Below are 14014 nucleotides of genomic sequence, written 5' to 3' on the forward strand. Positions count from 1 at the left end.
CCGCTCCGCGCCGGTGCCGGGTGATCTAAGCTACAGTCGAACATGACACTTTTGGCCAGCTGTGTAACGTCTTGATACCGGAGAAAGTGCACGCGTGAGTATTTCGTTGCTGCTGGAGATGGCCGCGTCGAGCAATCCCGACCGCACGGCCGTCGTTTCCCAGGGGTCCACCGGGGCCCTGCGGCTGACGACGCAGCAGCTCAGCGATCTCGCCGACGGCGGCGCCGCGGTGATCGCCGGGTCGAACGCGAAACACGTGGCCTACGTGGGTACCGGCGGCGCGCCGCTGCCGGTGCTGATCTTCGCGGCCGCCCGCGCCGGGGTGGCCTTCACCCCGATCAACTACCGGCTGTCCGCCGACGCCATTCAGGCGCTCGTCGAACGCCTGCCCGAGCCCATGGTGATCGTCGACGAGCGCTACCGCGACACGGTCGGCGAGGCCTCCGGCCGGATGCTGACCACCGACGAATTCCTGACCGCCGCGCAAGGCGGGGCGGCCGACTTCGAACCGGCGTTCCCCGACCCGGAGTCGGTCGCGATCGTGCTGTTCACCTCCGGAACCACGTCGCAGCCCAAGGCCGTCGAGCTGTCGCACAACAACCTGACCAGTTACGTCACCGGCACGGTGGAATTCGAGTCGGCCACCGACAGCGACGCCGCGCTGATCTGCGTGCCGCCCTATCACATCGCGGGCGTGGGCGCCGCCCTGTCCAACCTGTACGCCGGCCGCAAGATGGTGTACCTGCCGAATTTCGATGCGCAGGAATGGATTCGGTTGATCAACGCCGAAAGCGTGACCACCGCGACCGTCGTGCCCACCATGCTGGACCGCATCGTCGACGCGCTGGAGACCGGCGGTCACCAGCTGCCGTCGCTGCGCAACCTCGCCTACGGCGGCTCCAAGGTGGGGCTGCCGCTGGTGCGCCGGGCCCTCGAGCTGCTGCCGCACGTGGGCTTCGTCAACGCCTACGGCCTGACCGAGACGAGCTCGACCATCGCGGTGCTGACCCCGGACGACCACCGGGCGGCGCACGGCGCCTCGGAGCCCCCGGTCGCCAGGCGGCTGGCGTCGGTGGGGCGTCCGGTACCCGGTATCGAGATCGAGATTCGCGACGGGGACGGCAACGTGCTCGGGCCCGGCGAGACGGGGGAGCTGTTCGTCCGCGGCGAGCAGGTCTCCGGGCGCTACACCGGGATCGGTTCGGTGCTCGACGAAAACGGGTGGTTCCCAACCAAAGACATCGCCATGCTGGACGAGGACGGCTACCTGTTCATCGGCGGCCGCAGCGACGACACCATCATCCGCGGCGGCGAGAACATCGCGCCCGCCGAGCTCGAAGAGGTGTTGGTCGAGCACCCGCACGTGCGCGACGTCGCCGTAGTCGGCGTCGAGGACCCGCAGTGGGGGCAGGCCATCGTCGCGGTGGTGGTGCCCCACCTTGGGGCGGAACCGGATCCCGAGGAACTGCGCGAGCACGTCCGGAAAAGCCTGCGCGGGTCGCGAACCCCCGACCGAGTAGTCTTTCGCGACGAGTTGCCCACGACCCCCACCGGCAAGGTTCTTCGCCGGGAGATCATCGAGATGCTAGAAGGGCTACGTGCATGATCAAGAACGGAACCCGCCTGGCCAGCCAGGTGTGTGACACGCAGGTGATCGTCGTCAGGAGCGCCGACAGCCTCGACGACTTGCGTTGTGGCGGTGCGCCGATGGTGCCGATCGGCGCCGAGCGTTCCGGCGAACTGGACCCGGCCTTCTCCGACGGCACCGTGATGGGCAAGCGCTACGTCGACGAGACCGGTGCCGAGGTGCTGGTGACCAAGCCGGGCGCCGGGAGCCTGAGCGTCGGCGCGAACCCGCTGCAGCTCAAAGAGGTCAAGCCGCTGCCGGCCAGCGACTGACGCCTCACTCCGTGATCTTGTTGCGGACCACGAATTCCCTTGCCTTGATGAGGAATTCGAGCTGATCACCGACCTGGCGCAACGGGTCGATGCTGCCCGTCGAGCGGGACAGCACGATGGCGCCTTCCAGGGCGGCGATTGACATCACCGCCAGCGAGGCGGCGCAGGGTTCGTCGAAGCCGTCGTGGGTGAACGCCCGGGTCAGCGCGGCGCACCAGCGGCCCAGGATGGCGCCGGCCTCGGCGGAGAGCTTGGCGTCGTCGTCGTCCGAGCCGATCGCCGCGGCCACCACGGGGCAGCCCGCATTGAAGCCGCCATCGGTCAGCAGGCGCTCCCAGAACTCGACGAACTTACCCAGCAGCACGCGGGCGCCCTGCTCGGCGGCGTCGTCGATCATCGCGGTGATGGCATCGCCGGAATAGCGCAGCGCCTCGATCAGGATCTGATTGCGGCCGTCGGGAAAGTGGTAGTAGACCGAGCCGCGCGGCGCGCCGCTGCGGGCCAGCACCGCGTCGATGGTCACGCCCGCGGCGCCTCGTTCACGCATTACCTCGGCGGCGCTGGCCAGCATTTTCTTACGCGTGCCGCCGCGCTTGGTGGGGGTGATGTCCTGCAGGGTCTCGCTCGTGGTCGCCACTCTCGTGCCTCCCGGGGCCAACGTCACGCAGCGTGCGAATGCCGCAGTACCGGCCAGTGCATGCCGCGCGGGCTGAAGCGGAAACTCCGGCGCTTCAGGTCGGGCATCTCGCGGGTGAATTGATAGCCGCCGATGTTCAGCTCGATGATCCACATGATTCTCTCCCGGCCTGTGCGCCGACCATGATTATGCTGAGAAGCATATAAGACATCGGTCCAGTAGGCAAATCAACTTCCTATAAACCGCAGAAGCACGGGAAATGCGGCCGGCGGACTGCTTCTGCGGCGGTTGGCGGTAGCGCCCCAGACGGCATTTTATGCTTTTTTGCATAATTTCCGGCACGGGGGGCGGGGCCGGGGCCCGCCGGAAACGCCGAACGTGCACCCACCGCGAGAAATCAGCGAAAATCTCGCGGTGAGTGCACGTTCGGTGCGGACGCCTCAGGCGTCGATGGTGTGCCCCATCGGCATGAGGACGCTCTTCTGCTGGGTGAAGTGCTCGACACCTTCCGGGCCGTTCTCGCGGCCGATGCCCGAGTTCTTGTAGCCGCCGAACGGGCAGCACGGGTCGAAGGCGTACCAGTTGATCGCGTAGGTCCCGGTGCGGATCTTCTCCGAGACCGCGATGCCGCGGTCGATGTCGGTGGTCCAGACGCTGCCGGCCAGGCCGTACACCGAGTCGTTGGCGATCTTAATCGCGTCCTCCTCGGTGTCGTAGGGGATGATGCTCAGCACGGGGCCGAAGATCTCCTCCTGCGCGATCGTCATCTTGTTGTCGACGTCGGCGAAAACGGTGGGCTGCACGAAGAATCCGGTGTCCAGGCCCTCGGGACGGCCGCCGCCGCAGACCAGGCGCGCGCCCTCCTCGATGCCCTTGGCGATGTAGCCCTCGACCCGGGCGCGCTGCTTCTCCGAGATCAGCGAACCGATCTGGGCGGCCGGGTCCGACGGCAGGCCCACGGGCAGCGCCTGCACGAAATTGCTGACGGCATCCACGACTTCGTCGTATCGCGAACGCGGGGCCAGGATGCGGGTCTGGGCCACGCAGGCCTGCCCGCTGTTCATGATCCCGGAGAACACCAGCATCGGGACGGCGGAGGGCAGGTCGACGTCGTCGAGGACGATGGCCGCCGACTTGCCGCCGAGTTCCAGGGTGCACGGCTTGAGCATCTCCGCCGCGCGCCGGCCGATCTCCTTGCCGACGGCCGAGCTGCCGGTGAACGAGAAGATGTCGACGCCGGGGTTCGACGTCAGCGCCTGCCCGGTCTCGATGCCGCCGGGGACCACCGACAGCACGCCCTCGGGCAGCCCAGCCTCGGCGAACGCTTCCGCCAAAGCGTTTGCGCTGAGCGGGGTTTCGGCGGCCGGCTTGAGCACCACGGTGCAGCCGGCCAGCAGGGCCGGGCCGAGCTTGTTGACGGCGAGGAACAGCGGCACGTTCCACGCGACGATCGCCCCCACCACGCCGATCGGCTCGCGGTGGACGATGCTCTGCCCGTAGCCGCCGGTGCGGATCTCTTTCCACTTGACCTGCTCGACGGCCGGGCCGGCGAAGAAGTTCAGCGCGCCGATCGAACTCATCCAGTGCATGGTTTCGACGCTGGTCGGCGGTTGCCCGGTCTCGCCCGCCAGGAGGCTGGTGAACTGGTCCTTGCGCTCCTCCATCAGCTTGAGCGCGTTGGCGATCACGGCCGCGCGCTCCTTGGGCGGCGTCGTGGGCCACGGCCCGTTGTCGAAGGCCGCGCGGGCCGCGGCGACCGCGGCGTCGACGTCGGCGGCCGCCGCCAGCGGCACCTTGCCGACGTACTCGCCGGTGGCCGGGCAGCGCACCTCGATCACCTCGTCAGTGGACGGCTCGGTCCACTTGCCGCCGATGAAAAGCTTGTCGTATTCGGTCTTGCTGTCGGTCATATTCGGCCGCTCCTCCTCGTCGCTCCGCCTTGCATCGTCACAGCGGGCATGGCGCCACCCTACCCAAGCAAGCGCGAAACGAGAACATGTTTCAGTACCGGGGCGAAAGCACCAGGACCAGATTGCTGACGGAGAACTCGCGCAGCAGCGGCACCGACGTCATCCACCACGCCCATCGGGGGTGGTAGCGGGGAAATGCGGCGACCGCCGCCCCGGTGCTCGCGGCCCACGCCAGGCCGTCGGCCGCGGACACGGCGAACAACGACGACCCGTAGTTGTTTTTCGCCGGATGGCCGTGTTTGCGGGCGTATCGGGCGGCGGCGCGGGCGCCGCCGAGGTAATGGGTCAGGCCCATCTCGTGGCCGCCGAACGGGCCGAGCCACACGGTGTAGGAGAGCACGGCCAGCCCGCCCGGCTTGGTCACCCGCAGCATCTCGCCGCCCAGCTGCCAGGGCCGCGGCACGTGTTCGGCGACGTTGGACGACAGGCAGATGTCCACCGAGTCGTCGGCGAACGGCAGGGCCATGCCCGAGGCGCGCACGAAGGTTCCGCGGCCGCTCGCGGCCGGGGGTCCGGCCGCGTGCATCTCACTCGGGTCGGGTTCGACACCCAGGTAGCGGATTCCGGCGTCGGCGAACGCTTCCGAGAAGTATCCGGGCCCGCCGCCGACGTCGAGCAGCGTGCGGCCGGCCGGGGGCTCGCCGTGCGCGGCCAGCCACAGGTCGCCCACCATCGCCGCGGTGTCGGTCGCCAGCGCGCCGTAGAACCGGGCCGGATCCGAACGCTCGAAGCGGAACTCGGACAGCAGCCGCAGCGCCCGGGCCAGCGTCGCCCGCCGCGCGAAAACTCGGGTGGGGGAGCGGGCGGCGGCCACCGGCCAACCCTACGCAGCGCCGGCGCCCGTCGCCGCATCGTCGGCGGGCTAGGCTGACCAGTGATGTCCGCCCTACGCTCCGTACTCTTGCTGTGCTGGCGCGATACCGGGCACCCGCAGGGCGGCGGCAGCGAAGCCTACTTGCAGCGCATCGGCGCGCAGCTGGCCGCGTCCGGCATCGACGTCACGCTGCGCACCGCCCGCTATCCCGGCGCGCCCCGGCGCGAAGTTCTCGACGGCGTGCGCATCGACCGCGCCGGCGGCCGCTACTCCGTCTACGTCTGGGCCCTGTTGGCGATGGCGGCGGCACGCCTGGGGCTCGGACCGCTGCGGCGGGTGCGACCCGACGTGGTCGTCGACACCCAGAACGGCTTGCCGTTCCTGGCCCGCCTGGTGTACGGCCGGCGGGCGGTGGTCCTGGTGCACCACTGCCACCGCGAGCAGTGGCCGGTGGCAGGCCCGGTGCTCGGCCGGCTCGGCTGGTTCGTCGAGTCGACGCTGTCGCCGCGGGTGAACCGCCGCAACCAGTACGTGACGGTGTCGCTGCCGTCGGCCCGCGACCTGGTGACACTCGGGGTGGAGAACGCGCACATTGCCGTGGTGCGTAACGGCCTCGACGAGGCTCCGGCGCGCACGCTGTCCGGCCCCCGTGCCGCCGCGCCGCGGGTGGTGGTGCTCTCGCGGCTGGTGCCGCACAAGCAGATCGAAGACGCGCTGGAGGCCGTCGCCGAGCTGCGCCCGCGCATCGGCGGCCTGCACCTCGACATCGTCGGCGACGGCTGGTGGCGCCAGCGGCTGGTCGACCACGTGCGCCGGCTCGGCATCCCCGACGCGGTGACGTTCCATGGCCACGTCGACGACGTGACGAAACACCATGTGCTGCAAAGCGCGTGGGTGCAACTGCTGCCCTCGCGCAAGGAGGGGTGGGGCCTGGCGGTCGTCGAGGCGGCCCAGCACCGGGTGCCGACCATCGGGTACCGGTCCTCGGGCGGCCTGTCGGATTCGATCGTCGACGAGGTGACCGGCATCCTGGTGGACACCCACGCCGAACTGGTGGACCGTCTCGAGGAGCTGCTGTCCGACCCCGTGCTGCGCGATCAGCTCGGCGCCAAGGCGCACATCCGCAGCGGCGAATTCTCTTGGCGGCAGAGCGCCGACGCCATGCGCACCGTGCTGGAGGCCGTGCGAGCCGGCGACTTCGTCAGCGGCGTGGTGTGACCCGGCGGGCACCGCACCGCGAGACATAATCCATTGCGCGCCGCGTCGGCGTGTCTTCGCGCCCGGTTATGTGTCGTCGCGACGGGTCCGTGTCTTCGCGCCCGGTCATGTGTCGTCGCGCCGGAGCCGGCCGGCCAACGCGCCGGCTCCGCCCACGATCAGCGTCGCCAGCCATGCCAGATGCGCGATCAACGTCGCCGTGCGCGTGCCGGCGGGCACCCGGGCGGTGTCGCCGCCGAGGCGGTAGAGCGCGAGGTCGTCGTCGCGGTAGACCGGCGTCAGCGCACCGAGGCTGCGCGCGGACGCCCCCATGTCGCCGGCGGTGTCCGACTCCACCACCAGCCAGCCCACGCCGGCCGGGGCGAGGGCGGACGGCTCGGGCCCGCTCAGTAGCAGCTGCTGCACCGCCCTGGCGTGGTTGCCCTCGCCCGGGATGACGGTTCCCGAGATCACCAGGTCGCCGGTGCTCAGCACGTCGGCACGCACCCAGCGGGGCAGCGGGTCCAGCACCGGCGCGCGGCCCGCCCAGGTGTAGAGCCGCATGGTGCCGGCCGGCAACGCCGCCACCGCCGCGGGCCGCGCGTTGATCGCGGCGGCCACCGCCGCCCACCCGCGCGGATAGTGCACGGGCGACACCTGGCCCCACACCCCCCAGGCCAGGTCGGGCAGCGCGAAGATCAGCGCGAGGCAGCAGACCGGCGCCGTCACGGCCGGCCACAGCCACCGCCGCAGCGTCACCACCGCGCCGGCACCCGCCAGCGCATAGCCCGGCACGGCGAGCGCCACCCACTTCTGCCCGTCCCGCAGCACGCCGAAGCCGGGTGCGGCATCGACCAGCGCGCTCAGCAGGTGCAGGCCCGGGCCCGTCGCCAGCGCGGCCGGAACCAGCACGGCCGCCGCCGCCACCGCCAGCAGCGGTCGCGCCGCTGGGCGGCGCAGCACCGTCGGCAACCCGGCCGCCACCATGCCCAGCAACACCACGGCCGACGCCGCCGCGAACATCGTGGTCCGCGAGATCGGCACCGCCTCGCCGTTCCAGATGCCGCTGAGGCCGGCCAGGCTGCCCAGCGTGCCCAGGCCCGGCTCGGCGCGCGGCGCGAACGCCGCAACCCCCAGCGTGTTCGCCGCCGTGTGGGGCGTCAACGACGCGCCCAGCGCCGAGGCGGTCAGCCAGGGCAGCGCGGCCGTCAGCGCGACACCCAGCGTCACCGCGGCGCACAGCGAACGGGACCGGCCGGCGCCGCAGGCGGCCACGCACACCAGCCCCACGGCCGCGGCCAGCAACAGCCCCGTCGGCGTCAGCCCGGCCAGCGCGATCCAGAAGGCCAGCCCGAAGAACGAGCCGGAACTTGTCCGCAGCCGCAGCATGGCGGTGGCGACCCAGGGCAGGCAGCCGTAGCCGACCAGCAGGCTCCAGTGGCCCTGCAGCAGCCGCTCGGCGACGTAGGGATTCCAGATCGCCAGGGTGGTGGCCACGAACTGGCCGGCCACGCCGGCATCGGGCAGCGCGGTCGCGACCAGCCGGGCCGCGCCCCATCCCGCGAGCCACAGCCCCAGCACCAGCAGCGCCTTCACCACCACGCCGCCGTCCAGCGCGTGCGAGGCCAGCGCCACGGCGAAGTCCTGAGGTGTCGCGCGCGGCGCCGACGTCAGGCCCAGCGCGGTATCGGAGAGATAGGAGCGTGGCGTGGACACGGCGTCGCGCAGCAGCAGGTACCCGGGTCCCAGCAGCGGGCCGACCACCAACAGCGCCAAGGCCAACGCGTACCCGGGCCGGGTCCAGCGCACGTGGTGGGCTACTCGCGTTCGGGTGGACCGGTGGGCTCGGGCGGCCCCGACTCGGGTGGCTCATCGGCGCCCAGGGTGGGAGCGTCGGCGTCGGGGTCATCGCGCGACGTCGGGCGCTGCGTGGGCAGCTTCTCGGTCTCGGCCTCGGCACCCGGCACGGGCTCCTCGAGCCCGCTGCGGCCGAAGAAGTCCTGGTCACCACGGTCCAGGCCGGGGTCGGTCAACGCGCTCTCGGTCCGCAGGCTGAACGAGGCGAGCAGGCCGCCGGCAACCAGCGCGATCACACCGACCGCCGTGAACGTGATCGGCAGCACCCGCGACCACAGCGCCAGCCGGTCGCGCTCGTCGCGGGCGGCGTTGACCTGCGATTCGACGGTGTCCTGGTTGGAGGTGACCTTGTAGTCGGCCAGCGTCAGTTCCGGCTTGAGCGGGTCACGGGCGAAGTAGTGGTTGGCGTGCTCGGTCTCCTTGACGACGGTGCCCGACACCGGGTCCACCCAGAAGGTCCGCTGCGCCGCGTAGTAGCGGGTCATGGTGATCTGCTCGGCCGGGTCGCCGCCCTGCAGGCCCCACATCGCCGCGGAGGCGGTGAACTTGGAGTCCGTCGCCTGGTCGGCGTACAGCGACGGGTAGGCCACGGGAGCGACCAGCTTGCCGTCGGCGTTGTAGCCGACGTTCTGGGTGAACTTGTACGTGGTCAGGCCGTTGACGTCGTCCTGGCTGTCGTAGTTGACGTCGAACGGCTTCTGCGCGATCGGGTCGAAGTAGGGGTACGTCTTCTTCTCGGTGTGGAAGGGGAACCGGTAGGCCAGCCCGTCGTGCCGCAGTGGCATCGCGGTGGGCGGGTTCTCGTCGTTGAACGTGCGCGGCTTCTGGACCGAGCCGCCCGGGTGGGTGTCGTCGGAGACGGCCATCGCCGTCTTGCGGTTGAGGGTGACGGTGTCGACGATCGCCAGCAGCAGGCCGGTGTCCTTCTGCTTGTCGGTGCGCCGCACCGAGGTCCCGACCTGCAGCGTGACCACGTCGGCGTTGGCCGGCGACTCGACGCTGACCTGCTGCTGGGACACCAGCGGCACGTTCTGGTTGACGACGACGTGATCGGTCGACAGCGACGCGGAATCGAGCGCGGTCCCGGTGCCGTCGCTGATCAAGGTGGTGTCGATGTTGAGCGGGACCTTGGTGATCCTGCTGGTGGTGTACGTGGACAACAGCAGGGCGGCGATCAGCAGGGCGGCGCCGAGTCCGATGATCCCGCATGCGGCGAACCGCAACATGACTGCTCGGTTCACGTTGCTGTGCCCTCCTAGATGCTCTCCTGCGAAGTCAGCCGCGACCCGCCCCGACCTGAGCAAGCACCGAGGCAAACCCGTTCGACCCTAACAGCAGAACGTAAGGCCCCGGCTTACGAACCTGTTGCTGATGCGAGCGGGTCCTTCGGGTGTACCCATTAGTCCCCGAACCGATCAGATGCAGACTGTGGGGGTGACGGATGGCCGGCAGGTGGGTGGGGCGCGCAGCTTCCTGCCCGCGGTGGAGGGGATGCGCGCGTGCGCGGCCATGGGTGTGGTCGTCACGCACGTCGCCTTCCAGACCGGACACTCCAGCGGCGTCACCGGCCGGCTCTTCGGCCGCTTCGACCTCGCGGTGGCCGTGTTCTTCGCGTTGTCGGGTTTCCTGCTGTGGCGCGGCCACGCCGCGGCCGCGCGCGGCCTGAGTGCGCGCCCCCGCACCGGCCACTATCTGCGGTCCCGGGCGGTGCGCATCATGCCCGCCTATGTGGTGGCGGTCGTCGTGATCCTGACGCTGCTGCCCGACGCGGATCACGCCAGCCCGACGGTGTGGTTGGCCAACCTCACGCTGACCCAGATCTACGTGCCGCTCACCCTGACCGGCGGGCTGACGCAGATGTGGAGCCTGTCGGTCGAGGTCAGCTTCTATCTGGCGTTGCCGATCCTGGCCCTGCTGGCCCGGCGGCTGCCGGTCGGCGGGCGGGTGCCGGCGATCGCCGCGCTGGCCGCCCTGAGCTGGGCGTGGGGCTGGGTGCCGATCCATTCGGGGTCCGGCACCAACCCGCTCAACTGGCCGCCGGCGTTCTTCTCCTGGTTCGCCGCGGGCATGCTGCTGGCGGAATGGGTCCACAGCCCCGTCGGGCTGCCGGTGCGGTTGGCGCGCCGGCGGGTGGTGATGGCCGCCGTCGCGGTGCTGGCCTACCTGCTGGCGGCGTCCCCGCTGGCGGGCCCGGAGGGCCTGATCCCCGGCACCGCCACTCAGTTCGCGGTGAAGACGGCGGCGGGCTCGCTGGTGGCGTTGGCCTTGGTCGCGCCCTTGGTGCTGGACCGGATCGATACCCCGCACCGGTTGCTCGGCAGCACCGCCATGGTGACGCTGGGCCGCTGGTCCTACGGCCTGTTCGTGTGGCACCTGGCCGCGCTCGCCATGGTCTTTCCGGTGCTGGGTACGTTCGCGTTCACCGGCCGGATGCCCGCCGTGCTGGCGCTGACGCTGATTTTCGGGTGGGCGATCGCCGCGGTCAGCTACGGGCTGGTCGAGTCGCCGTGCCGGGAAGCGTTGCGCCGCTGGGAGAAACGCGAGAGGCCGGCCGAGACCCCGGACAGCCTCGACGTCGAAGCGGACGCCATCGCGCCCTAACCCGTGCGGTCCATCCACTCTTCGAGTGCGTGCGCCGACGGCAGGCAGACGGCCCGCTCGATCTTCTCGAAGAGGTCGCCCCCGTACTCCACGGTGGATCGCACCAGGCCGCCCAGCGCCTCGAGGTGGATGCCGTCGGTCAGCAGGTAGGCGTTCTCGCCGACCACGCTGACGTGGCTCGGCCGGGCGGTCTCGCGCACAAACGCCTTGGGCCAATGGGTTTCACGGTTCCAGTCGTTGACCAGCTCCATCAGCCGCGGCCGCTCGGCGGCGGGGTAGTACCCGGCCGGGCTGATCGAGATCTCGAAGACGTCGCGCCGCAAACCGTTGATTCGCAGGGTCACGTGCAGCTTGCCGCGCTCGTAGCCGGGCAGTATCAGGAACTCCTCGCCGTCGTCGCTGCGGAAGAACCGCAACTGACGCGATTGCAGGTAACGGTCGATCAGCCCGGTGCTCAGCGGTTCGATTTGCATCGCCCGATGATGCGGCCGCGGGCTTGGAAGATCCTTGGCGAGCGTCAGGCCGGCTCGGCGGCCCGCAGCCGCGCGATGATCTCGGCGCGCACCGCCGATCGCCGCGCCTTGCCGGCGTCGTCGCGCAGGGGGGTGTCGACGAACTCGATGAAGTCGGGGCTGGGCGGGATCTTGTAGCCCGCGAGGTGCTCGTGCAGGAATTCCCGTACCCCCGCGGCGTCCAGCGTGGCGCCGTCGGCCGTGTGCACCAGCGCGTAGGGCACCTGGCCCAGGTCGCCGGAGTTCGGATCGGGCACCCCGACGACGAGGCAGGACAACACGTCCGGGTGCGCCGACAGCGCGTTTTCGATCTCGGCCGGGTAGACGTTGCGTCCGCCGACGGTGAACATGTCGACGCGGCGATCGGACAGATACAGAAACCCGTCGGCGTCGAAATGGCCCAGATCGCCGAGGGAATCCCAGCCGTCGCGGTTCTTCGCGCTGGCGCCGACGTAGCGATAGGTGGGCGCGCTGCCGGCGCCGGGACGCATGTAGATCTCGCCGACGACGCCGGGCGGGCAGGGATTGCCGTCGTCGTCGAGCACCTTCATCTCCCCGGCGACCACCACGCCCACCGAGCCGCGGTGGGTCAGCCACTGGTCGCCGGAGATGAAGGTCAGCGCCTGTAATTCGGTGCCGCCGTAGAGTTCCCAAACCTTCTCGGGGCCGAGCAGGTTTATCCACGCCTCCTTGATCGCGGGCGGGCACGGTGCCCCCATGTGCCAGAACCGCCGCAGCGACGAGAGGTCGTAGGACCCGGGGTCGGCGTGGTAGACGGGCAGCGCCCGTTGCATGATCGTCGGCACCGTCGTCAGGAAGGTGACGCGGTGGTCGGTGATCAGCCGCAGGAACCGTTCCGGGTCGAAGCGGCTCATCAGCACCAGGTGGTGGCGCATCAGCAGGGCGAGCGTGGCCGTGGTGAAACCGGTGTTGTGCGACAGCGGGATCGGGACCAGGGTGGTGTCGCCCTCGTGCGCGCCGAGGGGGTAGCCGATGGCGGCCGGGATCCGGCTGTCGCCGCCGGATTCGATGAGCTTGGGCCGGCCGGTGCTGCCGCCGGACCCCATCGCCTTCCACACCGGCGACACGGCTTCCGGCAGCGGGGCGTCGGAGCACTCCGGCCCGGGCGTGAAACCCGCTGGCAGGCTTGGCATGTCGGGATGCTCACGGCCGACCAGCAGGGCGGGTGGGCGCAGCTCCAGCAGCCCCTGCAGCTCCCCGCCGGGCAGCCGCGCCGACAGCGGCTGGGGCACCGCGCCCAGCTTCCAGCACGCCACCGCGGCCTGGATCCACTCGACGGAGTTGGGCAGCACCATCGTCACGTAGTCGCCTACGCCGACGCCCCGCTCGGCGTAGGCGCGGGCCAACCGGTTCGTCGAGGCGTCCAGTTCGGCGCGGGTGAGCGTCAGCCCGTCGCAGGTGACGGCCGGCTCGTCGGGCGCGAGTTCGGCCAGCGCCGCGATCTGCGTGCCGATCGGCGGGACCGGCTCACTCATATGCGCCCTGCCGCTCGAAGATGCGGCGGGGATTGTCGACCAGCATGGTGTGCAGCTGTTCGTCGGTGACGCCGCGCTCCTTCAGGGCGGGGATGACGTCGTTGTGGATGTGCAGGTAATGCCAATTCGGCGCCATCTGCGGCACCAGGTCTTCCGGAAGCGCATCGAAATAGCAGTTGGCGTCGTGCGAGAGCACCATCTTGTCGGCGTGCCCGCGTTCGCACATCGTCGCCACGATCTTGACCCGTTCTTCGAACGGTGAGATCACGTCGAGGCCGAAGCGGTCCATGCCGAGGTACGAGCCGGCGGCGATCAGCTCCTCGAGGTAGCCGACGTCGGTGCTGTCACCCGAATGGCCGATGACCACCCGGCTCAGGTCGACGCCCTCCTCTTCGAAGATGCGTTGTTGCTCGAGCCCGCGCCGCAGCCCGGCATGGGTGTGCGTGGAGATCGGCACCCCGGTGCGCTTGTGTGCCTGGGCGACGGCGCGCAGCACCCGCTCGACGCCCGGGGTGATGCCGGGCTCGTCGGTGGCGCACTTGAGGATGCCGGCCTTGATGCCGGTGTCGGCGATGCCCTGCTCGATGTCGCGGACGAACATCTCGGTCATGATCTCGGGGCCGTCCAGCAGCCCTCCGGGACCCTCGTAATGGAACCGGAACGGCACGTCGTTGTAGGTGTAAAGTCCCGTCGCCACAACGATATTCAGCTCGGTGGCCGCCGCCACCCGAGCGATGCGCGGGATGTAGCGGCCGAGGCCGATCACGGTGAGGTCCACGATGGTGTCCACGCCGCGCGACTTCAGTTCGTTGAGCCGGTCGATGGCGTCGGCCACCCGCCGGTCCTCGTCGCCCCAGGCTTCGGGATAGTTCAGGGCGATCTCAGTGGTCATGATGAACACGTGCTCGTGCATGAGCGTCACGCCGAGGTCGGCGGTATCGATGGGGCCGCGGGCGGTATTGAGTTCTGACACGGCACTGATGCTAGGTCGACTCGGTGGTCGGACAACAGTGCCGATTTATCCCGGTGCG

The 14014-nt window shown here is 70.2% G+C and carries 12 protein-coding genes and 1 pseudogene; 4 read left to right on the forward strand and 9 right to left on the reverse strand.

The genetic code is table 11. The annotated features are described in order from the left end of the window. Nucleotides 1-94 precede the first annotated feature (94 nt). Together BST44_RS17610 and BST44_RS17615 are read left to right on the forward strand one after the other, a co-directional pair. A complete protein-coding gene (locus tag BST44_RS17610) occupies nt 95-1606 on the forward strand; it encodes a class I adenylate-forming enzyme family protein (protein ID WP_083178393.1) in 1512 nt (503 codons plus the stop codon). Further along, nucleotides 1603-1899, forward strand: coding sequence for a hypothetical protein (locus BST44_RS17615; RefSeq protein ID WP_083178394.1), 297 nt, complete (start codon nt 1603-1605; stop codon nt 1897-1899). The genes BST44_RS17610 and BST44_RS17615 overlap by 4 nt, the downstream gene beginning before the upstream one ends. A gap of 4 nt (nt 1900-1903) precedes the next feature. Here the strand turns inward: BST44_RS17615 and BST44_RS17620 are convergent, their stop codons facing one another. From BST44_RS17620 to BST44_RS17630, 4 genes are all read right to left on the reverse strand, one after another. After that, on the reverse strand, nt 1904-2470 hold the full coding sequence (locus BST44_RS17620; RefSeq protein ID WP_083178440.1) for a TetR/AcrR family transcriptional regulator: 567 nt from the start codon (nt 2468-2470) through the stop codon (nt 1904-1906). An 89-nt stretch (nt 2471-2559) separates the two neighbouring features. Next, a complete protein-coding gene (locus BST44_RS31345; protein WP_007167324.1) occupies nt 2560-2691 on the reverse strand; it encodes a hypothetical protein in 132 nt (43 codons plus the stop codon). Nucleotides 2692-2976: 285 nt separating this feature from the next. Further along, nucleotides 2977-4446 carry an aldehyde dehydrogenase gene (locus tag BST44_RS17625; protein WP_083178395.1) on the reverse strand — a complete coding sequence of 490 codons (1470 nt, stop codon included), beginning with the start codon at nt 4444-4446 and terminating at the stop codon, nt 2977-2979. Nucleotides 4447-4537: 91 nt separating this feature from the next. Then, nucleotides 4538-5320 (reverse strand): class I SAM-dependent methyltransferase, encoded by a 783-nt coding sequence (locus BST44_RS17630; protein ID WP_083178396.1) that lies wholly within the window; start codon nt 5318-5320, stop codon nt 4538-4540. Between the two features lie 63 nt (nt 5321-5383). Here BST44_RS17630 and BST44_RS17635 point away from each other — a divergent pair, with 63 nt between their 5' ends. After that, nucleotides 5384-6538 (forward strand): glycosyltransferase family 4 protein, encoded by a 1155-nt coding sequence (locus BST44_RS17635; protein WP_083178397.1) that lies wholly within the window; start codon nt 5384-5386, stop codon nt 6536-6538. Here the strand turns inward: BST44_RS17635 and BST44_RS17640 are convergent. Together BST44_RS17640 and pgfA are read right to left on the reverse strand one after the other, a co-directional pair. Then, nucleotides 6522-8326 (reverse strand): annotated as a pseudogene (locus BST44_RS17640) (MmpA family trehalose lipid delivery protein). The gene BST44_RS17635 and the pseudogene BST44_RS17640 sit on opposite strands and share 17 nt — an antisense overlap. An 8-nt stretch (nt 8327-8334) precedes the next feature. Beyond that, the gene (pgfA, locus tag BST44_RS17645) at nt 8335-9615 is read right to left on the reverse strand and encodes a cell envelope lipid trafficking protein PgfA (RefSeq protein ID WP_142274551.1); all 1281 of its coding nucleotides are present in this window, start codon (nt 9613-9615) and stop codon (nt 8335-8337) included. Between the two features lie 130 nt (nt 9616-9745). On the opposite strand from pgfA, the gene BST44_RS17650 reads away from it, so the two are divergent. Then, nucleotides 9746-10975, forward strand: a complete 1230-nt coding sequence (locus BST44_RS17650; protein ID WP_142274552.1) for an acyltransferase family protein — start codon at nt 9746-9748, stop codon at nt 10973-10975. Here BST44_RS17650 and BST44_RS17655 read toward each other — a convergent pair. The 3 genes from BST44_RS17655 to BST44_RS17665 are packed head-to-tail and all read right to left on the reverse strand — an operon-like array spanning nt 10972 to nt 13956. Then, nucleotides 10972-11448, reverse strand: coding sequence for a type III secretion system chaperone family protein (locus BST44_RS17655; protein ID WP_083178400.1), 477 nt, complete (start codon nt 11446-11448; stop codon nt 10972-10974). The genes BST44_RS17650 and BST44_RS17655 overlap by 4 nt on opposite strands. A gap of 44 nt (nt 11449-11492) precedes the next feature. Continuing rightward, nucleotides 11493-12983 (reverse strand): AMP-binding protein, encoded by a 1491-nt coding sequence (locus BST44_RS17660; protein ID WP_083178401.1) that lies wholly within the window; start codon nt 12981-12983, stop codon nt 11493-11495. Beyond that, a complete protein-coding gene (locus tag BST44_RS17665) occupies nt 12976-13956 on the reverse strand; it encodes a phosphotriesterase family protein (protein WP_083178402.1) in 981 nt (326 codons plus the stop codon). Before BST44_RS17665 ends, BST44_RS17660 begins: the two co-directional genes overlap by 8 nt. Nucleotides 13957-14014: the final 58 nt, after the last annotated feature.

This window comes from Mycobacterium scrofulaceum (assembly GCF_002086735.1).
Taxonomy (GTDB): domain Bacteria; phylum Actinomycetota; class Actinomycetes; order Mycobacteriales; family Mycobacteriaceae; genus Mycobacterium; species Mycobacterium scrofulaceum.

What these genes read in the sequence shown, in the direction of transcription:
- BST44_RS17615 (WP_083178394.1), top strand. Translation starts at nt 1,603, where the DNA reads ATGATCAAGAACGGAACCCGCCTGGCCAGCCAGGTGTGTGACACGCAG.
- BST44_RS17620 (WP_083178440.1), bottom strand. Translation starts at nt 2,470, where the DNA reads ATGCTGGCCAGCGCCGCCGAGGTAATGCGTGAACGAGGCGCCGCGGGC.
- BST44_RS31345 (WP_007167324.1), bottom strand. Translation starts at nt 2,691, where the DNA reads ATGTGGATCATCGAGCTGAACATCGGCGGCTATCAATTCACCCGCGAG.
- BST44_RS17625 (WP_083178395.1), bottom strand. Translation starts at nt 4,446, where the DNA reads ATGACCGACAGCAAGACCGAATACGACAAGCTTTTCATCGGCGGCAAG.
- BST44_RS17635 (WP_083178397.1), top strand. Translation starts at nt 5,384, where the DNA reads ATGTCCGCCCTACGCTCCGTACTCTTGCTGTGCTGGCGCGATACCGGG.
- BST44_RS17650 (WP_142274552.1), top strand. Translation starts at nt 9,746, where the DNA reads ATGCGAGCGGGTCCTTCGGGTGTACCCATTAGTCCCCGAACCGATCAG.
- BST44_RS17655 (WP_083178400.1), bottom strand. Translation starts at nt 11,448, where the DNA reads ATGCAAATCGAACCGCTGAGCACCGGGCTGATCGACCGTTACCTGCAA.
- BST44_RS17660 (WP_083178401.1), bottom strand. Translation starts at nt 12,983, where the DNA reads ATGAGTGAGCCGGTCCCGCCGATCGGCACGCAGATCGCGGCGCTGGCC.